General features: G+C 31.5%; 22 protein-coding genes and 1 pseudogene. 5 read left to right on the forward strand and 18 right to left on the reverse strand.

The genetic code is table 11. The annotated features are described in order from the left end of the window. Nucleotides 1-22: 22 nt before the first annotated feature. Nucleotides 23-1,819 carry an excinuclease ABC subunit UvrC gene (gene uvrC, locus EW093_RS08855; RefSeq protein WP_149568047.1) on the forward strand — a complete coding sequence of 599 codons (1,797 nt, stop codon included), beginning with the start codon at nucleotides 23-25 and terminating at the stop codon, nucleotides 1,817-1,819. Here the strand turns inward: uvrC and holA are convergent, their stop codons facing one another. From holA to EW093_RS08915, 12 genes and pseudogenes are all read right to left on the reverse strand, one after another. Continuing rightward, the gene (gene holA / locus EW093_RS08860; RefSeq protein WP_149568048.1) at nucleotides 1,820-2,788 is read right to left on the reverse strand and encodes a DNA polymerase III subunit delta; all 969 of its coding nucleotides are present in this window, start codon (nucleotides 2,786-2,788) and stop codon (nucleotides 1,820-1,822) included. Then, nucleotides 2,781-3,377, reverse strand: coding sequence for a transcriptional repressor LexA (lexA, locus tag EW093_RS08865; RefSeq protein ID WP_149568049.1), 597 nt, complete (start codon nucleotides 3,375-3,377; stop codon nucleotides 2,781-2,783). The genes holA and lexA overlap by 8 nt, the downstream gene beginning before the upstream one ends. Next, complete coding sequence (locus tag EW093_RS08870) at nucleotides 3,374-4,732, reverse strand: sigma-54-dependent transcriptional regulator (protein ID WP_149568050.1); 1,359 nt, start codon at nucleotides 4,730-4,732, stop codon at nucleotides 3,374-3,376. The genes lexA and EW093_RS08870 overlap by 4 nt, the downstream gene beginning before the upstream one ends. Next, nucleotides 4,729-6,069 carry a sensor histidine kinase gene (locus EW093_RS08875; protein ID WP_187759652.1) on the reverse strand — a complete coding sequence of 447 codons (1,341 nt, stop codon included), beginning with the start codon at nucleotides 6,067-6,069 and terminating at the stop codon, nucleotides 4,729-4,731. The genes EW093_RS08870 and EW093_RS08875 overlap by 4 nt, the downstream gene beginning before the upstream one ends. A 399-nt stretch (nucleotides 6,070-6,468) precedes the next feature. Beyond that, a complete protein-coding gene (locus tag EW093_RS08880; protein ID WP_149568052.1) occupies nucleotides 6,469-6,732 on the reverse strand; it encodes an HPr family phosphocarrier protein in 264 nt (87 codons plus the stop codon). Between the two features lie 3 nt (nucleotides 6,733-6,735). Next, on the reverse strand, nucleotides 6,736-7,713 hold the full coding sequence (gene hprK / locus EW093_RS08885; protein WP_149568053.1) for an HPr(Ser) kinase/phosphatase: 978 nt from the start codon (nucleotides 7,711-7,713) through the stop codon (nucleotides 6,736-6,738). A 57-nt stretch (nucleotides 7,714-7,770) separates the two neighbouring features. Then, nucleotides 7,771-8,061, reverse strand: a complete 291-nt coding sequence (gene hpf / locus EW093_RS08890; protein WP_149568054.1) for a ribosome hibernation-promoting factor, HPF/YfiA family — start codon at nucleotides 8,059-8,061, stop codon at nucleotides 7,771-7,773. Nucleotides 8,062-8,105: 44 nt separating this feature from the next. Beyond that, nucleotides 8,106-9,458, reverse strand: a complete 1,353-nt coding sequence (gene rpoN, locus EW093_RS08895; RefSeq protein ID WP_281283414.1) for an RNA polymerase factor sigma-54 — start codon at nucleotides 9,456-9,458, stop codon at nucleotides 8,106-8,108. 31 nt (nucleotides 9,459-9,489) lie between these two features. Continuing rightward, nucleotides 9,490-10,299: an LPS export ABC transporter ATP-binding protein gene (lptB, locus tag EW093_RS08900; RefSeq protein WP_425473402.1), complete on the reverse strand. Its 810-nt coding sequence runs from the start codon at nucleotides 10,297-10,299 to the stop codon at nucleotides 9,490-9,492. Next, nucleotides 10,271-10,900 carry an LptA/OstA family protein gene (locus EW093_RS08905; protein WP_149568057.1) on the reverse strand — a complete coding sequence of 210 codons (630 nt, stop codon included), beginning with the start codon at nucleotides 10,898-10,900 and terminating at the stop codon, nucleotides 10,271-10,273. Before EW093_RS08905 ends, lptB begins: the two co-directional genes overlap by 29 nt. Beyond that, nucleotides 10,897-11,451: an LPS export ABC transporter periplasmic protein LptC gene (lptC, locus tag EW093_RS08910; protein WP_149568058.1), complete on the reverse strand. Its 555-nt coding sequence runs from the start codon at nucleotides 11,449-11,451 to the stop codon at nucleotides 10,897-10,899. Before lptC ends, EW093_RS08905 begins: the two co-directional genes overlap by 4 nt. Further along, a pseudogene (locus tag EW093_RS08915) lies at nucleotides 11,432-13,044 on the reverse strand (CTP synthase). The gene lptC and the pseudogene EW093_RS08915 overlap by 20 nt, the downstream one beginning before the upstream one ends. Nucleotides 13,045-13,194: 150 nt before the next feature. Here EW093_RS08915 and EW093_RS08920 point away from each other — a divergent pair. Both EW093_RS08920 and EW093_RS08925 read left to right on the forward strand, forming a co-directional pair. Next, nucleotides 13,195-14,007 carry a CheR family methyltransferase gene (locus tag EW093_RS08920; RefSeq protein ID WP_149568059.1) on the forward strand — a complete coding sequence of 271 codons (813 nt, stop codon included), beginning with the start codon at nucleotides 13,195-13,197 and terminating at the stop codon, nucleotides 14,005-14,007. Between the two features lie 10 nt (nucleotides 14,008-14,017). Continuing rightward, complete coding sequence (locus tag EW093_RS08925) at nucleotides 14,018-15,139, forward strand: protein-glutamate methylesterase/protein-glutamine glutaminase (RefSeq protein ID WP_149568060.1); 1,122 nt, start codon at nucleotides 14,018-14,020, stop codon at nucleotides 15,137-15,139. On the opposite strand, the gene EW093_RS08930 is transcribed toward EW093_RS08925, so the two are convergent. Then, nucleotides 15,119-15,586 (reverse strand): SoxR reducing system RseC family protein, encoded by a 468-nt coding sequence (locus tag EW093_RS08930; protein ID WP_149568061.1) that lies wholly within the window; start codon nucleotides 15,584-15,586, stop codon nucleotides 15,119-15,121. The genes EW093_RS08925 and EW093_RS08930 overlap by 21 nt on opposite strands. Beyond that, nucleotides 15,579-16,382 (reverse strand): TIGR00282 family metallophosphoesterase, encoded by an 804-nt coding sequence (locus EW093_RS08935; protein ID WP_149568062.1) that lies wholly within the window; start codon nucleotides 16,380-16,382, stop codon nucleotides 15,579-15,581. The genes EW093_RS08930 and EW093_RS08935 overlap by 8 nt, the downstream gene beginning before the upstream one ends. A gap of 83 nt (nucleotides 16,383-16,465) precedes the next feature. Between EW093_RS08935 and EW093_RS08940 the strand changes: the two genes are divergently transcribed. Then, entirely contained in the window at nucleotides 16,466-16,921 is a 456-nt protein-coding gene (locus EW093_RS08940; protein WP_149568063.1) for an Hsp20/alpha crystallin family protein, read from the forward strand. Here EW093_RS08940 and ispF read toward each other — a convergent pair. The 4 genes from ispF to EW093_RS08960 all read right to left on the reverse strand — a co-directional run bounded on the left by ispF (nucleotide 16,902) and on the right by EW093_RS08960 (nucleotide 20,880). Beyond that, nucleotides 16,902-17,369 (reverse strand): 2-C-methyl-D-erythritol 2,4-cyclodiphosphate synthase, encoded by a 468-nt coding sequence (ispF, locus tag EW093_RS08945; RefSeq protein WP_149569601.1) that lies wholly within the window; start codon nucleotides 17,367-17,369, stop codon nucleotides 16,902-16,904. The two genes, EW093_RS08940 and ispF, sit on opposite strands and share 20 nt — an antisense overlap. Beyond that, complete coding sequence (locus EW093_RS08950) at nucleotides 17,369-17,869, reverse strand: CarD family transcriptional regulator (protein WP_149568064.1); 501 nt, start codon at nucleotides 17,867-17,869, stop codon at nucleotides 17,369-17,371. Before EW093_RS08950 ends, ispF begins: the two co-directional genes overlap by 1 nt. 499 nt (nucleotides 17,870-18,368) lie before the next feature. Beyond that, on the reverse strand, nucleotides 18,369-19,922 hold the full coding sequence (locus tag EW093_RS08955; protein WP_149568065.1) for a peptide ABC transporter substrate-binding protein: 1,554 nt from the start codon (nucleotides 19,920-19,922) through the stop codon (nucleotides 18,369-18,371). Between the two features lie 31 nt (nucleotides 19,923-19,953). Further along, nucleotides 19,954-20,880, reverse strand: a complete 927-nt coding sequence (locus EW093_RS08960; protein ID WP_149568066.1) for an aldo/keto reductase — start codon at nucleotides 20,878-20,880, stop codon at nucleotides 19,954-19,956. A 112-nt stretch (nucleotides 20,881-20,992) separates the two neighbouring features. Here EW093_RS08960 and EW093_RS08965 point away from each other — a divergent pair, with 112 nt between their 5' ends. Further along, on the forward strand, nucleotides 20,993-21,718 hold the full coding sequence (locus tag EW093_RS08965; RefSeq protein WP_187759653.1) for a transglycosylase SLT domain-containing protein: 726 nt from the start codon (nucleotides 20,993-20,995) through the stop codon (nucleotides 21,716-21,718). Nucleotides 21,719-21,741 lie beyond the last annotated feature (23 nt).

The following is a 21,741-nucleotide window of genomic DNA, read 5'->3' on the forward strand; positions in this document are numbered from 1 at the left end:
TCTAAGTTATTATCGGAGGTAGATGAAAAATAATCAAGAAATCATTAACAAACTAAAGAATTTAGTTAAAGAATTCCCACTAAATCCTGGTATTTACATAATGAGGGACAATGAAAACCAAGTAATTTATGTTGGAAAGGCTAAAAAACTACAAAATAGAGTTTTATCATATTTTAACAGTGGGAAGGATATAAAAACCACTATGTTGATGAAACATGTTTTTTCGTTAGAATACACCGTTACAGATACAGAGTATGAAGCTCTTTTATTGGAAAATAACCTAATTAAAAAATGGAACCCTAAATATAATATTAGTTTAAAAGATGGAAAGTCATATGGCGTTATTGCTATTACTAAAGACGAGTACCCCTTAGTTTATAAAACTAGAAATACATCAAATAAAAATTGTAACTATTATGGACCCTTTCCTGATACTAGAGATATATATAACTACTTAGAGATAATTAATAGGCTTTATCCCCTAAGGACTTGCAAGGGAAAGCTAAAAGCCCGTAAGAAGCCGTGTTTAATGTATCATATTAAAAAATGTGATGGACCATGTATAAATATGGAGAGTAAAGATGAATACAATGAAAAAATTAAGTCAATAAAAAAGATTCTATCTGGAAATATTAACGAAGTTGTTACAAACCTAAATAGAGAGATGGCTGAACTAAGTAGCAATTTAGAGTTTGAAAAGGCCGCAGAACTAAGAGACCTAATAACATCTCTTGTAAAGCTTAAGGATAAGCAGAAAATAGTTGATTTTAATAGTGAATTTAAAGACTTTATAGGTCTCTATAATAGTGGAGATAAGTATACTTTTGTTGTTTTAAAGATGCGAGAAGGTTTTATGGTTGATAAAGCCCATTATTATACAAGTTATATAGGAACAACTGGAGAGGGGCTATTACAGTTTTTAATACAATATTACTCAAAAAATAGCATTTACCCTGGAACTATTTATCTTCCTATGGAGTGTGATATTGATTTCCTAGAGAAGTTTTTTATTGAAAACTCAAATAAAAGGGTTTATATAAAAGTTCCAGAAAAAGGAAAGAATTTAAACTCAGTATTATTGGCTAATGAAAATGCTAAAATGAATTTTGAAAAGAGAATTCGAAGGGATGGTGATTTTGATGGATTATATGCCCTTAAAGAGGCTTTAAATCTTCCTGAATTACCCCAAAGAATTGAGGGTTTTGATATTGCTCAACTCGATGGACACTTTACTGTTTCATCTCTAGTATCATTTTATAATGGTGTTCCAGATAAAAAAAATTATAAAAGGTTCAAAATGAAAAGTCTAAATGGAAAGATTGATGACTTTAAATCAATTAGTGAAGCTGTAGCAAGAAGGTATACCAGGGTCATTAATGAAAATTTAGAAAAACCTGATCTAATTTTAATTGATGGAGGAAAGGGGCAAGTCTCATCTGCAAAAGATATTCTTGATACACTAGGTCTTGAAATTCCATTAGCTGGTCTTGCAAAGAAATATGAGCATGTTTTTCTACCTGGTAGATCTGAACCAATAATATTGAAGGAGGGGAGTCCTGGTCTAAGGATTCTACAAGCTGTTAGGGATGAAACCCATAGATTTGCAACAGATTATAATAAGCTTCTTAGAAAGAAAAAACTAAAACTATCCTCATTGGAGAGTGTTCCAGGAATAGGTCCAAAAAGAGCTAAAAAAATTCTACTCACATTTGGTGATCTAGATAAAATAAAAGAGTCTAATCCCAAGGATATTTCAACTAGGGCAGAAATTAACTTAGAATTAGCCGAAACTATTTATGAGTATTTAAATAAGAAGTAATTAGGAAACTTTAACTAAACACTTATAGATTAGAATCTCAATAATTACCTTTTGCATCTCTGTTTTAGCATTTCTGAGCAGAAAATCATGGTCACTTAATATTAAAATTATTTTTTGAAGCTCATGAAGAGAGTAGTTTCCTAAAGCGGCCTGGTAACTTTGTTGGTTTTTTTTACCTCTTATTCCTTGCTTTAACATCGCCTCTTGCATTGGAACACGTCTACTAATACTTATTTTTAGATTTAGTAGTCTTTTAAACTGCCACAATAGACCACTAACAATAGCTATAGGTGTGTTATCTGAGGATAGGGCGAGTTTATTATTTATTTCAAGGGAAGAGAGCAGGTCTTTAAAACACATTTTTTCAAAAAGTGTAAATACATTCTCTTCTCTACTATGATATAAAAAGGTATCAATATCATCTTCAGTTATTATTTTTCCTTTATCAAAAAAAAATGAAATTTTCTCACATGCTATTTTTAACTCTTGAGTATTATTTTCTACCATCTCTAAGAGGTGATCTACCGCGTTTGGATTAATTTTTTGCTCATAAGAGTTAAAATAACTTGAAATCCAACTTTTCTTTTGATTTTCAAACATCTCCCAGAAAATAATTTTATTAGCCTTTGGTATTACCTTCTCTATCTTCTTATCTATGCTAGAATTAGAAGACTTTAAAATAAGAGTATTTCCTTTTATAGGTTTTTTACAAATTTCAATAATTAGATCAACATCAGATTTTTTCTTAATCTCTTCCGCATTGTTTATGATAATGAATTTATGGGATGAAAAAAGCGATCCGTTTTTCATTAAAGATATTATTTCAGATACCTTTTTCTCAAAAGGGTAAAATTGGTGTTTTTCAGGTTCAGATCCTAACTGTTTTGATACATATTTCTCGATCTTACTGATCTCTGCCTTCTTTTTTCCCTCTTCAGGACCTAGAAATAGGTATACTAAATCAATCATAAGTTCTAACTATTGTTACTAGTTTTCCTAGTATTGATACATTTTGTGTATATATAGGGGAGTAACTTTCGTTTTCTGCTTTTAATTTCACCCTATTACTCTCTTTATAAAATCTTTTTAAAGTAACTGAATCTTCTAACATGGCGGCAACTATTGTTCCGTTATTAGCTGTAGATTGTTGTTTGAAAACAGCTATATCTCCAGGTAGTATACCTGCATTTATCATGCTGTCTCCAACAACATTTAGTGCAAAATGATCCCCTGTTTTTAATAAATCCTTTGATATGGTTACAAAACCTTCAAAATTCTCTTCAATAAGTATAGGTCCTCCAGCTGCAATTTTACCTAGTATTGGTACCTGTGATGAGCTATCTTCATTATTGTTAACAATCCCAATTGATCTTGATGTATTATTATTACAAGTTATAGCATTTTTTTTCTCCAGAGCCTTTATGTGGTCATAAGCCCCTTTAACTGAAATTTTAAAATGAGAAGCTACATCTCTAATTGCAGGTGGGTATTTATTATCACTAATAAAGATTTTTAAATACTCTAAAATTTCTTCTTGCCGTTTGGTTAAACCCTTCATTTCTCTATAATAATCCCATGTTTCTTTATTTTATTGTGTAGATTGCTTGGATAAATACCTAATGCATCTGCAGTTTTGGTAATATTTCCATTCATCTCAATTAACTTACTATATATTATCTTTTTTTCAAACTCATCTTTAGCTTCGATAAGGGATAAATTCATAAAACTTTCAATATAGATACTTTCATCATCATTATCTAACTCAAAATCGATAAAATCGTGTAAATCAATAGAGTCATCATTACAGATTATACATATCTTCTCAATAAAATTTTTTAGTTCTCTAACATTTCCAGGCCAACTATGTTTCTCTAGTAAATTCATAGAAGATGATATAATTGATTTATTACAACTATTGTCCTTATTATATCTCTGTAAAAAATAATTGGCCAGTAGTCCTATATCAGCACCTCTATCCTTTAAGGGAGGTACGTTTATTGGTATTACATTTAACCTGAAAAAGAGATCTTCCCGAAAACTCCCTTTTTTTATCTCTGTGTGTATATTTTTGTTTGTTGCAGATATAATTCTTATATCTACATCAATTAGTTTGTCACTACCTACTCTATGGAATTTTTGCTCCTGGATAGCTCTTAATACCTTTGCTTGAGCTGACGAACTCATATCTGCTATTTCATCTAAAAATAGAGTTCCTCCGTGGGCTGCTTCAAACTTTCCTATTCGGGTATCTATTGCTCCTGTAAAAGCTCCTTTTTCATGACCAAAAAGTTCTGATTCAATTAAATTTTCAGGTATAGCAGCACAGTTTACTTCAACAAAAGGTTTATCTTTTCTATTACTGTTTAAGTAAATCTCCCTTGCTACTACCTCTTTACCTGTTCCGTTTTCACCAAGTATCATCACCCTGGAGTCTGAGGTTGAAATTTGATCTATTAATTTTTTAATTTCCAATATTTTGTCACACTCTCCAATTAACTGACTTTTATTCACTGAAGTTGGTACACCAATATTGTTTTTATGTAGAGTGTTAAATTGGGTGATTGCGCTACTGGTTAAACTTAATATTCTATTTAGATCTAAGGGTTTTTCTATGCAGTCAAAAGCTCCAATTTTAATAGCTTGGACAGCAATATCTACATTTGCATGACCAGAAATAACTATAATTTCAGGGGTATTTATCTCCTTTTGCAGAAGTTTTAAAAGTTCTAAACCGTCCATACCAGGAAGCCATAAGTCTAAAAATACTAAAGCTATATGGTTTCGTTCCAAAACACTTATACCATCCTCTGCAGATGCTGCTGTATAAGTTGTATATCCCTCGTCCTCTAATATAGATGATAAAATGTTTCTTATTGGTTCTTCATCATCTATTATTAGTATATTTTTGTTCATATAGCGTCCTTTGGAAATTCAAAATAAAAAGTTGTTCCAACATTTAGTGCACTTTCTATCCAAATTTTCCCTTTATGGTCCAATATAATTTTATTAACAATAGCAAGCCCAATACCCGAACCATTATATTTTGTCGTAAAATAGGGTTTAAAAATATTAGGTAGGTTTTCACTTGAGATACCTTTTCCATTATCCTTTATTGTAACACGACAATAGTCTACACTCTTCATCTGTACTACTTCAGAAATGTATTTTACAACGCCTTCTTTCTCCATAGCGTGAATTCCGTTGATTGTTAAATTTGATATGACCTGTATTAGTTGGTTTTTATCAATATCTACTTGGAAATCTTCAACTGCAGATGTATCAAATAGTATATTTGGATATATTGTATTATAGGGTGCTAATGACTCCTCAATAGTCTCTTTTATTGATACCCTTTCAATATTTAATTTAGGAAAACGGGCAAAATCCCTAAACTCATTTAGTAACTTCTCCATTCTAGTTACTTCGGTAATTATTGTTTCCATATGTTTAGTTGTTATTACATTGTTATCACTTTTTAATAAAACTCTTTGCGCTGAAAGTTTTATAGGTGTAAGGGGGTTTCTTATTTCATGGGCTAGTCTTGTTGCTATATCCTGCCATGTTGAGATTTGCTCTGTATGTTTTAACTTATTTCTAGATTTCTCAATCTCTTTAATCATATTATTAAAGGCCCTTATTAAACTATTAAACTCATTTTTTTTCTTAGAGAGAATTCTATATGAATAATTACCATGGGCAACTTTTTTAATAGCCTCTTCGATATCTGCTAAGGGTTTTACTATTTCATCAGAAAAAATAAAGCTTCCAAGTATAGCTAATAGAACCATCGGTATAGAGAAGAGTAGGTAGTATATAAAAATACCAAAGGATATATCCTCTCCAATAGGTGTTGTAAACTCTAAGGACTTTTTAACAGAGGTTAATAAAACACCATTACTACTGAAGTTATCTGGTAATAGATATCCTAACACAATAAAAATTTCTGAATTATTGTAGATAGAAGAGAACTGATAATATATTAACTCCTTATCTATGATTTTAAATTTAGGATAGAAAAAATTCTTTGAGCTAGTATCAGCTTTGTTTATATAGAATCTACTATCTCCTAATTGTTTTAATATATTCCCACTGTTATCAAAGTACTCGACTGTAAATATTAGTGAATTTAGATTGCTTATCTCATTTATTGATACAGAATTCGTTAAATAAGCCTCTTTAATAATATCATTAAAAAACCTACTTTTACTTATTGATACAATTTCTGTTCTACTGTTATTTTCCCTATCCAATGCCATATTAAAACCGATATCTACAGCTTGTTTTACTCTTTTATTAAGCCAATTATCTGTGGAAACATTTATAAAATTAATGGAAATAAAAGCTTGGGGAATTACTACTAAAAATAGTGTAACAATGAAGTAGATTACAATTTTTTTTTTGAAACTGTTACCTGGAGTAAATTTATTTCTAAATAAATTTAAAGATTGAATAATTATTAGTATTAAAAGAGTTCCTGGAATTGCTATTGCAAAACTAGAAATTACAATTGTTGATAAATTTGTAGAGTCTTGAAAGTCTTTAAGAATTAGGCCAGAAAAAAAAGAAAAAGTGACATTAAAATTAAATCCAGAATAATAATACTTATAATTGTCGTTCTAGAATTTTTATATCCTTTTTTGCTTTTCATTTTACTCTTCGAACTTATTGTCTATTAAATTAATAAGTGCTTCAACAGCTTCTAATTCATCATCTCCCTCTGCAATAACCTTTATTTCTGAGTTGTAGGTACCACCTAAAGTAAGAATATTTAAAATAGATTTTGCATTAATCTTTTCCGAATTCTTTTCAATATATACATTGGACTTGAATTTTGAGGCTTCTTTTACAATTAATGTTGCAGGTCTTGCATGTATTCCAGCTCTATTTTTTATTGTAGTTGATTTTTCAGTCATCTCTTAATTAAACCTATTTTCCATATATTTTGTACGAGCATTTTCATGCTCCAACCACTTAATGATGTTTTTATTAAACTCACCAGAACTATTGTGTCCACTTCTTTTTAATCTTTCATTTAAAGCTGCAGTTTCAATAATTGTAGGTATATTTCTTCCTGGTTTCACTGGTATCTCAAGTATTGGTACGTGAACTCCAAGAATTTCATATTTTTCATCCTTTCCAATTCTATCATAGTTTTTAGAAGAATTCCACTCTTCTAATTTTACGACAAGTTGAACTCTTTTACTCTTCATTATAGCACGAATTCCAAAAATTTCCTTAATATTAATTATTCCTAGTCCACGAATCTCCATATGGTGATTTAAAATCTCTGTAGAGCTCTTTCCCATTAAGATATTTCCATTACTACATGTTATTTCTACAGAGTCATCCACTATAAGCTTATGACCTTTTTCTATTAAAGCTAAAGCTGTTTCACTCTTTCCTACTCCACTGTCACCTAGAAGTAGGACTCCAAGACCAGAAACCTCTACTAAAACACCATGAATTATAACTTGGGGAGAGAACATTTCAAGCATAGCTCTAACTAATCTAGGCATAAAGTCTGCAGAACTTAATGTTGTCTGAAGGATAGGGCAATTACACTCTTTGGCAATTTTTAAAAAAGGTTCAGGGGGTACAATCCCATGGGTAATAACGCAACATGGTATGTTGTATTCAAAAAATTTTCTTATATTTTCTAATTTATTCTCTTTACAGAGTTTTTTTAAATAAGCATTTTCACTTTTACCTAAAAGTTGAACTCTCTTACCCTCAAACATCTCTGTAAATCCTGTTAAAGCTAATCCAGGTCTACTTATATCTGATGTTACAATTTTTCTACCAAGACCACTCCTTCCTGATAAGCATTTCAGATAGAGTCTATTTTGATCTTTAAGGTCTAAATCTAGTAGGTCTAATATTGTAAACTGTTTCATTTCTCAACCTTTAAAAAAAAAGGAGAGCATTAGCTCTCCTAATACTAATCAATTATATTAGTGAGACTGGATTTTATCCTTCTCTTTAGTCGCTTTTACTTCTAATTTATCGAAAAGATCATCAATTCCTTGATATAAATTATCATCATGTACTTCTACGTGTGAAGTTTTTCCCCAGTTAAAATGAACATCAGCTTCAATTTTATAATCTTTGGAATCCTTCACTATTGTAAAATAAAAATGTACAATATGATCCTTTACATAATCAAGACGAGATAATTTCTTCTCAATGTTTTCTCTTAAAGTGCTACTTATGCTGTAATGAACTCCTTTAATCTGTACTTCCATACAACACCTCCATGCGTTTGAATTTTTTGTTACTTAATTACAGTTTACTGTCTTTCGTAAGAAGATAAAAGGTTTAATTCTTTTCTATACTTAGAAACAGTTCTTCTTGCGAGGTTTATACCCCTCTCCTTAAGTATATTAGATATTTGCTGATCTGACAGTTTTTTTTCAGATTTATTTTCAATAATTATATTTTTTACTATTTCCTTAACACTTTCCTTAGAGTGATCCCTTCCAGATTGGGAACTTACTATAGCATTAGAGAAAAAGTATTTAAGATTATAAATACCCCAATCTGTTTGAATATACTTATCACTTGATATTCTAGATATTGTACTCTCGGATAATTCAGTTTCAAGTGCAATCTCTTTTCTTGTTAATGGTTTAATATTTCCAGGTCCAAAAAGAAAAAACTCTTTTTGATTTTTTACGATAGAATTTATTGTTTTTAAAAGAGTTGAGTTTCTCATATTTATAGCTTGTATAAAACTATTAGCACTATTAATGCTTTTTTTTGCAAATCTGTTTACATCTTTATTATCTGTTTCTTTATACTCTTCAAACTCTTTGTTTATTGTTAAAGATGGTATATTTTCCTCTTTTAAATATACATTAATGCTTTTCCCTTCCTTTGTTACATGGGCTTCAGGGATTATATAGTTAGAGTAGCCAGTTGTAAATTCAGCTGTAGGATGGGGGTTTAAAGTTTTTAAGTAATCATAAATGTCCTCGATATCCTCTATAGAGAGGTCATATTTTTCCATGATTAACTTTTTTTTACCTTTGGTTATAAGGTCCATACTCTCACTTAATATTTCAATTGTACCATATGGGTACCGACCTAAAATCTTAGCCTGTACAATTAGGGATTCGTATATATCATTTACACAAACACCTATTGGGTCTAATTGGTGAATTATGTCGATTACTTTATTTACAATTTTCATTTGTGAGTCTAAAAATAGATCATCAATTTTTGTTATATGAAAGCCGTTAGAGTCTAGGTTGTTTATTAACAACTCTCCTATTAGAGTCTCTTCCTCTGTTAACTTACATAGGCGCAACTGATTTATTAGGTGGTCAATTAAGCTCTCTTTATTTGTTTGGGTTCCTTCAATAAACTCACTAACAGACTTGTCTGAGTTGGAATGGGTATAACCTGGATCAGAATCTTCTTCTAAATAGTTTATATCTGCACCATCAAGGTCTTTAGTCTGTAAATTGTCAGGAGTATCATCCCTTTCTACTAACTCTAGGGCAGGATTTGCTTCAATCTCAGCACTTATAGCTGCTTGTAAATCTAGTAGTGGTAAAGCCATAAGTTTTACAGTTTGTAACATTTGTGGACTGAGCTTTTGAGATTGTGTCTGTATTAGTGATGGTCCCTGATGTAGCAATTTTATACCTCTAAATATCCTATGAATATTATTACATAGAAAATGAATTTCCTAAATAGATATTTCGAGCTAATTCACTATTAAGAAGTTCATCCTTTGAGCCACTTATTAAAACTTCTCCAAGGTTCATTATGTATGATCTATCTGTTATCTCTAGAGTATCTCTAACGTTGTGGTCGGTAATTAGTATTCCAATACCTCTTTTTGAAAGATCTTTAATAATCTGTTTAATCTCTTGTACTGCTATAGGATCTATACCAGCAAATGGTTCATCTAATAATAGAAACTTAGGATCAATAGCCAGGGAGCGGGCTATCTCTGTTCTTCTACGTTCTCCTCCAGATAGTGTATAAGCTTGCTGTTTTCTTACCTTATTAAGTCCCAAGTCATCAATTAAGTTATTAAGGATTTCCATTTTCTTTGACTTTGATATATCATTTCTTGTTTCTAAAATTCCTAAAATATTATGCTCAACACTTAACTTTCTAAAAACTGATGCCTCCTGAGGAAGGTATGAAACACCTATCTGTGCTCTCTTATACATAGGTAATTTTGTTATGTTGTGATCATTTATGTAGACTCTCCCATTTGTAGGGTGAATAAAGCCAGCTATCATGTAGAAACTTGTTGTTTTTCCAGCTCCATTTGGGCCTAGCAATCCAACTATTTCCCCTGATTTCATAGAAAAACTAATATCCCTTACAGCATGTGTCTTCCCGTATCTCTTTTCTAAACCTTCTACACTTAGTCTAGCCTCTCCAGATAGATGGGAAACACTATCCTTTTCTCTATTCTTTTTAAAAAAATCGAAATTAATCTTCATCTTTTTCCTCTGAAATATTTCCCTTAACCTTACCTTCCATAATTATATCGTTTGTATCTAGGTTTATAGTTATTTTACTAGCTCTAAAAACATCATCACCTTTGAATACCACAGGATCTCCTGTTAATACTAATCTGTTTATTTCACTGTTATACTCTGCAAACTCGCTACGACAAACAAGATCTTCGTTAATAATTCTAACTTTTATTTGTATAAGGGTTATAGATGTTTTTTCAAAGGATTTTATATATTCTCCCTTAATTATCATCTCATTATCTATATCTTTCATAATAGCATTACCTGTTACGGTTGCTTCTTTTTTTTCATTATCGTAAAGCAGTTTCTCACTATTTATGTAGAAGTTCTCTTTGATATTATGAATTAGAACACTGCCAGTACAACTAGCGAATCTATAATCCTCTCCATATAACTCTATTCTATCTGAATTTATATTAAGGGTATCAGTTTTAATATATGCATTACCAATAAGAGTACTTCTTTTATTATGTTCAGCAAATGAGGATTCAGACTGATCACAGCCAAATATAAGAGCTTCTGAGGAGTTTATGTTACTAATGCAGTATATTAGCATAAATAGGTAAAATAGACCTCTTTTCATGGAGTTACTCCTCTTACACTCTTCTTAAATGAAAATGTACTATTTTTAAGGTTTGCAGTGAAGCCTTCACCTTCTATTTTAGATCCATCATCCTTATTAATATATATTTTAGAGTCAATATCACTGCTTATTATTTTAGATTCACTATTCCAGAATAGAGACTCTCCTGTAATTTCAATCTCATCTTTTTGTGAGTAAAATTTTAAATTACCCTTTAAAACAGCATCTTCTGAATCATTATAATACTCAACTTTATCTGCACTCCCCTTGGTTGAAATACTGTTTTTTGTAGAATTGAATTCGGTAAACTTTACATCAAACATTACCGTTTTATTCTCTCTATTATATATCTCTGCTAGGGAGGATGTTACCTGGGTATATGGTTTATTATTTTTAATTTGAACTAGGTTAAAATTCCTCATTTGAGAGTCTGGAATTGCTGTAGATTTTTCAATATTACTATTTTGATCATTATAATCAATTGTACAACCTGCAAGTAGCATGCAGGTTGTAAAGATTAAAAAAGATATTTTACTTGATTTTTTTACCATGCCGTAAACTTTCTTCTATAAATTTTTTGAATAGAGAACCAGCTTTTATTGGCTGTGAAGTGAATTCTGGGTGTGCTTGAACACCTACACCCCATGGATGATTAGGCCATTCAACAGACTCTACAAGATTACCATCAGAAGTTACTCCGCTTAATATTAAACCGGACTTTTCTAAACTCTCTTTATACTCATTAGAAACTTCAAGTCTATGTCTATGTCTCTCCCATATACTTAATTTCCCATAAGCTTCTGCAATCTTTGTATTTGGTTTTAGAACCGACTCACTTAAACCTAATCGCATTGTACCGCCGTAATCAGTTACATCAACTTGATCTTCAAGTAAAGCAATTACGTTAGTATTTCCTTCAGGTCTAAACTCTGCACTATCAGCATCTTGTAGTTTTAGAATATTACGAGCCCACTCTATTACTTGCACTTGCATTCCTAAACAAATTCCAAGAAATGGTATATTGTTCTCCCTTGCAAACTGAGTCGCAAGGATCATACCTAAAACACCTCGTTCTCCAAAACCTCCAGGAACAATAATACCGTCTACACTACCTAGAACCTTAGAGATATCCTTCTCTTTTTCTAGATTTTCTGAATCTATTTTTATAATGTTGACCTTGGCATGATTAAATATACCACCATGAACAAGAGCTTCATCAACTGACTTATATGCATCTGACAATTCAATATATTTACCAACAAATGCAATATTTGCTGTAACTTTAGCTCCCTCGTAAGAAGTTCTAACTTTTTTCCACTCTTTAAGGTTTGGACTCTTTGTTTCAAGTTGTAATTTTTTACATACAACCTCATCTAAACCCTGTTGACTATAAATCTCAGGGATAGCATAAAGAGTTGAGTCAATATTGTGAGCAGAAATAACTGCATCATAATCAATATTAGTAAACTGTGAAATTTTCTTTTTCATATCAGCAGGTACAGGTTCATCAGCTCTACAAAGAAGAACATCTGGTTGAATACCTATCTCTCTCATTGACTTAACTGAGTGCTGAGTAGGTTTTGTTTTAGCCTCTCCACCTGAAACAGTTGGAATTAAAGTTAAGTGAACAGATAGAGCGTTATTGTGACCAAGGTCATGAATAAGCTGTCTAACTGCTTCTAGATATGGTATAGACTCAATATCCCCAACTGTTCCACCAATTTCAACTATAGTTACATCAACTTCTGGATTATTTCCAATAGCTCTAATTCTTCTTTTTATTTCATCTGTAATATGTGGTACAACTTGAACACATTTACCTAGATATCGACCTTCACGTTCTTTTTTATAACAGCTTCATATATTTGACCTGTTGTAATTGAGTGCTCTTTACTAAGGGGAGATGAAGTAAATCTTGCATAATTTCCTAAATCAAGATCTGTTTCTGCACCATCGTCTGTAACATAAACCTCTCCGTGTTGGTATGGACTCATTGTACCTGCGTCAACATTAATATAAGGGTCTACTTTTATCATACGAACTTTTAGACTTCTGCTTTCTAAAATACTACCTAATGAGGACGCGGCTATTCCTTTTCCTAAACTGGAGCAAACACCACCTGTAACAAAAATATATTTCTTCATGTAGTGGAATTATTATTTTATTGGATAAAATTGTCAATTGTTTAACACTTTAAAAGTAAATCTCTATGAAAAAAGATTCATAATTTTTAAAAAAAACTAGCATTTTTTAAGTAACTATATAATAGTATAATAAGGTGGAAATTATATAATATGTCAGTTTTAACAGATATCGAGTTTGGAAAATTCAAAGATCTCATATATAAGGCTAGTGGTATTCATTTTACAGAATCCAATAGAACTATACTTGAAAGTCGTATTAGAGAGAAATTAAGAAAATCTTCCTTTGAAAATGTTAATGAGTTTTATGACTTAATTAATAGGGATGAAGGAGAGCTAAAACTATTTCTTGACTCTATTACAACAAATTTAACTCGTTTTTTTAGAAATAATGCTCATTATAGTGCATTTGAACACCATGTGATTCCTGACTTAATAGAATATAAGAGAAAAACAGGAAATAAGGTTATTAGGTGTTGGAGTGCTGGTTGTTCAACAGGTGAAGAACCTTATACCAACGCTATGGTACTAAAGGAGTTTTTACCTCCTGATTTTAAAATTGAAGTAGTTGCATCAGATCTGAGCTTAAAATCATTAATGACAGCTCAAGAGGGTTTTTACTCAGATTTAAAAGTAAAAGGAATTCCCCCTGAGTACTTAGCTAAATATTTTATTAAGGCTACCGGTGGTTACAAAGTAAAGGATGAGATAAAAAAGTTAATAGCATTTGATTATCATAATCTTAAGTTTGATAGTGGTAAAAGAAATCTTGATATTGTATTTTGTCGAAATGTTTTAATATATTTTGATGAAGCAGCACAAAAAAATGTAATAGATCGTTTTTGGGATGCTATGAGCAACCACTCCTATCTCTTTATTGGTCATTCCGAATCTCTTTTTGGGATGAAGACCTCTTTTGAGTTTATACGGACTGAGTGGGCATGTTTATATGGCAAAAACTTGTAAGGATAAGTAGATGAATAAGATTTCTGTAATGGTTGTTGATGACTCAGTTTTAATGAGAAAGCTCATTGGGAAAATATTGGAGGATGATCTTGATATAGAAGTTGTAGCAAAGGCGATGAATGGAAAATTTGCTCTATCCAAAATGAAAACCCATGAGCCAGACATAATAATATTAGATTTAGAAATGCCAGAAATGGATGGAATAACATTTTTAAAAGAGAAACATAAGTTAAATAATAATATTCCTGTTATCATTTTGTCCTCAATAGCGACTAAGGGTGCGGCTATAACAATGGAAGCGTTAAGTTTAGGAGCTTCTGATTTTGTTACTAAGCCTTCTGGATCAGTCTCTTTAGATATATCGGATATTGGGGAAAAGCTAAAATCTTTAGTAAAGGCATATGGTCGTGACTACGTTAGAAGGCATAAAACGACTAGGGCAACAGCTGTAGAGAATATTAGACCTTCATTTAGTTCGAGTAGTGAGCCAAAGGCAAGTATTTCTACTAGTAGTGATGATTGGGAAAAAATTACTCCAATCTCAAAGCCCGGTAAGTTTGAGTTGTTGGCGATAGGAATTTCAACTGGGGGACCAAATGCTTTACGTAAAGTTTTTGCAATGATACCAGAAGACTTTCCTCTTCCTATAGTTGTTGTTCAGCATATGCCTGCAGGTTTTACAAAAGAGTTTGCAAAGGGTTTAGATCGAATATCTTCTTTAGAGGTTAAAGAGGCTGAAGATGGAGATTTAATTAAAAAAGGTAGAATTCTAATAGCACCTGGTGACAGACATATTAAAGTTGAAAAGAAGTCTCTTGGTGGAGTAATTCGCTTAGATGACTCAGCTCTTGTTAGTGGTCATAAACCCTCAGCGGATGTTCTTTTTGAATCAGTTGCAGCAAATTATGGCAAAAATGCTATTGCTGTAATTATGACTGGAATGGGTAAGGATGGAGCAAAAAAAATTGGTGAGGTTTATAGAGCTGGAGGCTACACTTTAGGGCAAAATCAAGAGTCTTGTGTTGTATATGGTATGCCCAAAGTTGCCTTTGAGCATGGTTATATTCATGAGCAATTTTCTCTTATAGACCTGCCTAGTAAACTAGAAGCTTTAGTTACAAGCGGTGCATGATCCACAATCTTTGCATTCGCTTTGAATAACTTTTAAGTTATCTTTAGTTATTTTCTTTGTAATTACAGGTAAGGTCTCTTTTATGCCTATCTTTTTTAATAGTTTATTAAAAGAAAAACTAGCGAGCATTAATGATATAGAAATAAGAGAGATTAATTTCTCAGACTCTAGACCTATAAGTTTTAAAATACCAAAGGAGAGAAGAAATGTTATTAGCGGCAATATTAATATTGTAAAACTAGCAACAATAGTCTTTCCTTCTGGTATATAATACTCTACAGCTTCCCCTTCTAATAGATTTAAATTTTCTGGGTTTAAACTTTGAAACTCTTGGTTCTTAATCTTCCAAAAATCCCTTTCAGTCTTCTCTTTTTTATCATAATCTTTTATATGAACTAAAAAAAAATTGTTACCTTCTACTCTATTAACTATTGCTATATTATGCATTTTCTTCCCTTTTTATTGGTAGTCTAACCAACTCATTTGATATAGGTTCATTCTTATCATTAAAGGTAATGATCACACCCTGTAACTCAAGGTCTTTATTAATATCCTTTGATCTTTTAGGTATTCCTGTTATTAGTTTTTCTATCTCTATATCCCCAGAAAGTCCACCAGGAGCTGTAGAACTACCCGTCCTTCCTGTGTCAGTTATATAAGCTGTCTTTTTGTCTGATACCTTAACATCAGAGGTAATTGATTTAGACCCAGAACCTATTAAGGCTTGGCACTTACCATCTACAATGTGATACATTAGCTGCTTTTCTGCAGTAGTTTTTGAGTGAAAATTAATAATAACTATGTCACTCATTGATTTAACTTTTTCTATTAAACTCTCAACATAGGTAAATGGATTACTAGGATGGTTCCTGTTTATGCCTGATGGTCCTAGCAGGTTTATCACTCCAATTTTTTTATCATTGAATTTATATATACCCCAACCTTTTCCTGGAGTTTTAGGAGTATAGTTAGCAGGTCGTAATACAAAAGATGTCTTTGGAAGGAAATCTACAAGGTCTTTTTTGAAAAAGGTATAATCTCCTCCTGTTAATACGTCTACACCTGCATTCTTAAGGGCAATAGCATGGTTTTTACCCATTCCAAAGCCACCTGTGGCCCCATTTGCATTTGCAATAACAAACTCAATACCGTGTTTCTCTTTAAGTTGTTTTATGCCTTTTCTAACAGCATAAACACCAAATTTACCTACGATTTCACCGATAAATAATATTTTATAGCTCATTAAATATAGAATATGTTATTATATCCTTTTTGAATAGAGGAAATTATGTTAATGATATAATATAGTTATAATGAGGAATTAATATGAAGGAAAAGAAAAATTTTGATTTTAATAAACTAGTTGATGGTGTTATTGATACAGCAAAAAGTATTACTGAGACGGTAATTGAAAAGAGTGGAAATTTTGCAAAAGATTCAGGAATAAAAGATCTTAAGGATTATTATCCCTTTTATTCATGGCCTCCATTAAATCTATATACCTGCGATGATAACTCCTTAATATACGAATTTGGTCTTCCTGGGTTTGTAAAAGATGATATTTCAATACTCTTTGAAGATGACTATATGATTTTTTCTGCAACGTTATCACACATCTATAGTACAGGGGATGAGACCCGGTCTTTTAAATCTAAGTTAAAACTAGGTGATATTAAGCCTCAAAAGTACTACCTACCTGATGATGTGTATGATAGAAAAAACTTTTCTATGAGTATGAAAAATGGCCTTTTAAGATTGGTTTTTAAAGCAATAGAGAGATGACATGGGCCTCGATAGCTCTATTTTCTCCAGTTGCATCTACACCTTCTTTTGTTTTACCCTTAATAGATAGTTTGGAAAGTGGAATGTTCAAGGCTTTAGAAATATTTTCTCTAATTTCTAAAACATAGGGTTTTATTTTAGGTCTCTCAAGTATTATTGTACAATCAATATTTCCTATTTTGTAACCTGTAGCTACTACTTTTTTATAACACTCTTCAAGGAGTATCATACTGGAGATATTTTTCCATTTATTGTCTGATGGGGGGAAGTGTGTTCCTATATCTCCAAGTGCCAATGCTCCAAACAGTGAGTCAATAATAGCATGAATTAAAACATCGCCGTCGGAGTGAGCCTCTTCACCTAAATGATAGGGAAGAGTCACTCCTCCAATAACTAGGTCTCTTTCGGGTACAAGTTTATGTAAGTCATAACCTAGTCCTACCCTCATCACTTTTCCATTGTACTAAAAATAATTTGGTCTGTATCGTCTTTAGAGAGTTCTAGAGATATTGAAAGTTCGTTACGTAGTAATGAAAGTGCATTATCATATAGTTTTCTTTCTAGTATAGGAAGTTCTTTTAATTTACTTCTTCTATAAAGCATTCTAACCACTTTAGCAATGTTTAATGTATCACCAGTTTTTAATAGGTCTATATTGGTTTGATATCTTAGTTTCCAATCTGTAATCACAGCATCATCATCTTCTGATAATGTTTTTAATGCTTTATTTGCATTGTTTTTTGATATTACAGGTCTTATTCCAAGTTCCTCAGCCTTGTCTACTGGTACCATTATTGTCATTTCTGATTCTTCAAGATATATTACATAATAGAGTGTATTCTCACCCTTAAATAATCTTTCTTGTAGTGCTTCTATTTTACCAACACCTTGTAGGGGATAAACAATGTATTGATTTTCTGTAAATGCATTTTTAGTCTTTTTAGCCATAATGCATATATTAACTAAAAAAGAACTAGTAGTCAAATAAACTCCAAGGTAATATAATGTTCTTTATGAAGAAATACTCTTTTTATGTAACTTTAATTTTTTATTACTAACTTGCTCATCTAAGGAGAAGATTCCTCTGTATGACTATTATAAAAACATTCCAATAATTAGGGGATGGACAAGTGATATAGAGCAGAAGAACTTTATTATTGAAGTAGTTCTTGTATATAGAGAAAATAATAGTGATCTACAAAATAGGATTAATCAGCTAAAACCCTCTTTAATAGATGCTTTACGAGGCTATTTCTCCTCTCTTAAGGAAGAGGATTATGTTATTGATAATCAGTCTACAATAAAAAAAGAGGCGGTAAATATACTTAATGAGATTATTTTAGAGTCAATGGTTCCTAAAAAGGCCGATAAGCTTCGGAAGATAAAGAATCTTGAAGAGTTAGACCTATTACTAGATATAAATATTTTGCAGTTACAAATTTTTAATTTAAATTAAACCATATATTATATGTTTATCTACAACTCTTAAGTATTTAAAAGGGTGTATATCTAATGTATTTGTATACCAGCCATTAATGTATCTTGTATCTATTACATTTATTCCAGGAGAGTGATTTATAGGAAGTACAATACTGTTCTCTAGTAGAAGTTTTTCTCCTTGGGATAGTTGTTCATAACGCTCATCTTGGGTTAGGTTTGATGAATTTTCAATAAGTTCATCAAACTCTATACTTCTAAAGTTTGAGTCATTTAGGTTGCTATTACTTGTCCACATTTCAAGAAATGTTAGAGGGTCTGCAAAATCTCCAATCCAAGAGAGTGTACTTATTGTAAACTCTTCGCTTCTATTTATAGTAAAAAAATCAGGATAGGATGTCTCTTTTATTATCACTTTGATACTACTGTATTTCTCTATGTTTTCTTTTATAACACTGCTTATATATGAGTCGGAATAGGTGTTTTTAGGTATAGAAAGAATAATATCCGATAGACCTTTTCCATTTTTATATCCCTCATCTGCAAGAATTTTTAGTGCTTCTTCTATGTTTTGCTCACTATTTATAATGTTTTTTGGAAAATTTGATAGGGATGGGATTAAAGAATTTGCGGGTATATACTGTTTTTCTCTAATTTTGTTCCAAGGTATTAGTAATGAGATCGCCTTTCGTATTTTTGCAGACTTATACTCCTTGTAGCTAGAGTTGAAGTAGTAAAATGTTGTGGCAAAAAGTGGGTTTACTTTTAGTGTCTCTAGGTCTGATACGCTATTTAGATCAATAGCGTTATCGGTTAACCAGTCAATATCCCCTCTGTTATAGTCTGCGGTGGCATCCGTGCTACTGGTGTAACTCTTTATGTTAATCTTATCAAAGTATACATTCTCTTTATCCCAATATTTAGGGTTCTTTAGCAGCGTTATTTGAGATTCATTTTTCTTTATTAGGTATGGTCCTGATGAGACAACTTGATCTATTGACCACACCTTTTGATTGAGAAGAGAGGTTGGTATTGGGGTGAAAGTATGGTGACATAGAATTTTTGTGAAGTATGGAGCTCTTTTTTCAAGTGTAAATATTAGTGTATCCTCTCCATCGGTGGATATACCTACACTCTCTACATCTCTGTTTTTTCCAGTTCTGTAATCCTTTGCATTTTTAATAATATCTAAAAGGGAGGCAAATTCAGCCTGGGTATCTGGGTTAATGGCTTTTAAAAAACTGTCTCTAAATGTTTCTGAGGTTATACTCTCTCCATTACTAAATTTTAAATCCTTTCTAATTTTGAAAAAATATTTTTTTTTATCCTCTGAGACTCTCCAGGATTCTGCTAGAGCAGGTTCTGGGGTAAGGTCTTGGGGGTTGTATGAAACTAAACCTTCATAAATACCTGATAAAAATTGTGCCTCGTTAGCTGTATATGTGTAGAAAGGGTTTAGTGTTAAATCTAATGATGATACAGCTATGTTAAATTCATTGTTCTGTGCATTAATAATAAACACCATTTGAAGAAGTATTAGAAAGATTGTTATTTTTTTTATCATAATAAAATAATACAATTAACAAGTTGCTTTATCAATAAGAGTGGTCAAAGATATTTTTGGCTTTTATTATCCCCTTACATGCCTCTTTAGACATTGTATTTAGTTTCTCCTTTGTCTCTTGTTTTAATTCTCTTCCTCTAACTCTCTTTAACTCCTCTACTTGGGCTCTATTTCTACATCCTACAATAATCGAGTCTATAAAATCCTTTGATAGTGTCCATTTTAAAATAAGTTGAGTTGTTGTTAGACCTTCGGCAATGGCAACTCTCTCTATTTTTTTTATATAGTTGCCAGTGGTAATAAAATTTTCCTTTTTAAAAAGTACCATCTTATTCCTTGAGTCATCTATTTCAATATCTCCTCTATTATATTTTCCTGTTAAAATTCCCTGGGCTAATGGGGAGTATATTTGGGTTTTTATTCCCATTTTTTTACACTCTTCCAAAAATGTTTCATCCTGATTCCAGAAAAAGTTGTACGAATTTTGAACAATATCTACATCCCCTGAATTTTGGACATCCTTTAGTTGTTCTAAATTAAAGTTACTAACACCAATGTTCTTTATTTTGTCATCTGCTCTTAGCTTTTCTAATAACTCGATCATAGGTTTAGCATCTAACTTAGAAGATGGCCAATGTATAAAAAAGTAGTCAATATAATCTCTATTGAGTCTTTTAAGAGAGTTTTCTATTCCTTTAATTAAGCTTTTTTTCGGCTTAATAAAACTTTTTGTAGATATGATATATTTACTGTTTGGTTTAGGTAATTGCTGTCCTAGAAGCTGTTCGCTTCTTCCCTTACCGTAGTCTGGAGAAGTATCAAAAAAAGTAAAATCTTCTCTAACTGCAGCATGAATCATTTTTCTTGAGTCGCTATGACTCTGGCTTCCCCAGTAATCTCCTCCTAAGGGCCAAGTTCCAATGCAGATTTTTGGAAGATCTGTTTTTATTTTGTTCATAGTCCTAGATAAGTCCTAAAAAATGATTTTGTCAATTAAAAAAATACTCTTTTTCATGTTTTTGAGGTCTGACGCTCTTGAATTAAATGTCAAAAATAAAAAGAATAATCCTATGATTAAATTTAGTAGTTTAAAACACACCCTGATTTTAACGTTATTATTTATTTTGGTAGGGTGTAAGACAGATCATATAAAGAAAAAAGATGTAGAATATCTTTTTTGGAATGCATCTCTGAAAACAGAAAACAGTTTTATTAAAGAGGCTGTTAAAGAGTTAAACGATGAAAAGGGTGAGACCCTTATTGTAAATAGATATAACTCTCCCCAGACACAAGAAGAGGTTATTGATTTTTTTACTGGTTATACAGGGAATAGGGATATTGCTCAAGCTATTCTAAAGTACTCTATAAAGTACGATGTTCCTCCATCATTGGCATTTGCCCTTTCTAAGGCTGAAAGCAGTTTTAATCCAAAAGCTATTAATAGAAACTCAACTTCAATTGATAGAGGACTTTTTCAGTTAAACTCAACAACTTTTTCTGATTTAACATTAGAAGAGTTTTTTGATATTGATACGAATTCCGCAAAGGGAATTAAATTTATACGTTGGTGTCTTGATACTGGGAAGAACGAAGTTTCTGCTTTAGCTATGTATAATGCAGGTTCCGGAAGGGTTTCAGGAAGAGGTACACCTAAAATGACCTTAGACTACATTTCTAAGGTCTTAGACTACAGGGGAGTACTTCTTGATGAATTTAATTTGGAAATGAGTTCTTTTGCCAGAATAAACCCTAAAAGTGTTAAGCTTGTAAAAGATGTTACTTTACCTCTAGATTGACCTTAAAATATTTAATACTATGA

The organism is Thiospirochaeta perfilievii (genome assembly GCF_008329945.1).
Lineage (GTDB): Bacteria > Spirochaetota > Spirochaetia > DSM-2461 > DSM-2461 > Thiospirochaeta > Thiospirochaeta perfilievii.

Coding starts and splice junctions, on each gene's coding strand:
- uvrC (WP_149568047.1), top strand. CDS start 23: ATGAAAAATAATCAAGAAATCATTAACAAACTAAAGAATTTAGTTAAA.
- holA (WP_149568048.1), bottom strand. CDS start 2,788: ATGATTGATTTAGTATACCTATTTCTAGGTCCTGAAGAGGGAAAAAAG.
- lexA (WP_149568049.1), bottom strand. CDS start 3,377: ATGAAGGGTTTAACCAAACGGCAAGAAGAAATTTTAGAGTATTTAAAA.
- EW093_RS08870 (WP_149568050.1), bottom strand. CDS start 4,732: ATGAACAAAAATATACTAATAATAGATGATGAAGAACCAATAAGAAAC.
- EW093_RS08880 (WP_149568052.1), bottom strand. CDS start 6,732: ATGACTGAAAAATCAACTACAATAAAAAATAGAGCTGGAATACATGCA.
- hprK (WP_149568053.1), bottom strand. CDS start 7,713: ATGAAACAGTTTACAATATTAGACCTACTAGATTTAGACCTTAAAGAT.
- hpf (WP_149568054.1), bottom strand. CDS start 8,061: ATGGAAGTACAGATTAAAGGAGTTCATTACAGCATAAGTAGCACTTTA.
- EW093_RS08905 (WP_149568057.1), bottom strand. CDS start 10,900: ATGAAAAGAGGTCTATTTTACCTATTTATGCTAATATACTGCATTAGT.
- lptC (WP_149568058.1), bottom strand. CDS start 11,451: ATGGTAAAAAAATCAAGTAAAATATCTTTTTTAATCTTTACAACCTGC.
- EW093_RS08920 (WP_149568059.1), top strand. CDS start 13,195: ATGTCAGTTTTAACAGATATCGAGTTTGGAAAATTCAAAGATCTCATA.
- EW093_RS08925 (WP_149568060.1), top strand. CDS start 14,018: ATGAATAAGATTTCTGTAATGGTTGTTGATGACTCAGTTTTAATGAGA.
- EW093_RS08930 (WP_149568061.1), bottom strand. CDS start 15,586: ATGCATAATATAGCAATAGTTAATAGAGTAGAAGGTAACAATTTTTTT.
- EW093_RS08935 (WP_149568062.1), bottom strand. CDS start 16,382: ATGAGCTATAAAATATTATTTATCGGTGAAATCGTAGGTAAATTTGGT.
- EW093_RS08940 (WP_149568063.1), top strand. CDS start 16,466: ATGAAGGAAAAGAAAAATTTTGATTTTAATAAACTAGTTGATGGTGTT.
- ispF (WP_149569601.1), bottom strand. CDS start 17,369: ATGAGGGTAGGACTAGGTTATGACTTACATAAACTTGTACCCGAAAGA.
- EW093_RS08950 (WP_149568064.1), bottom strand. CDS start 17,869: ATGGCTAAAAAGACTAAAAATGCATTTACAGAAAATCAATACATTGTT.
- EW093_RS08955 (WP_149568065.1), bottom strand. CDS start 19,922: ATGATAAAAAAAATAACAATCTTTCTAATACTTCTTCAAATGGTGTTT.
- EW093_RS08960 (WP_149568066.1), bottom strand. CDS start 20,880: ATGAACAAAATAAAAACAGATCTTCCAAAAATCTGCATTGGAACTTGG.
- EW093_RS08965 (WP_187759653.1), top strand. CDS start 20,993: ATGATTAAATTTAGTAGTTTAAAACACACCCTGATTTTAACGTTATTA.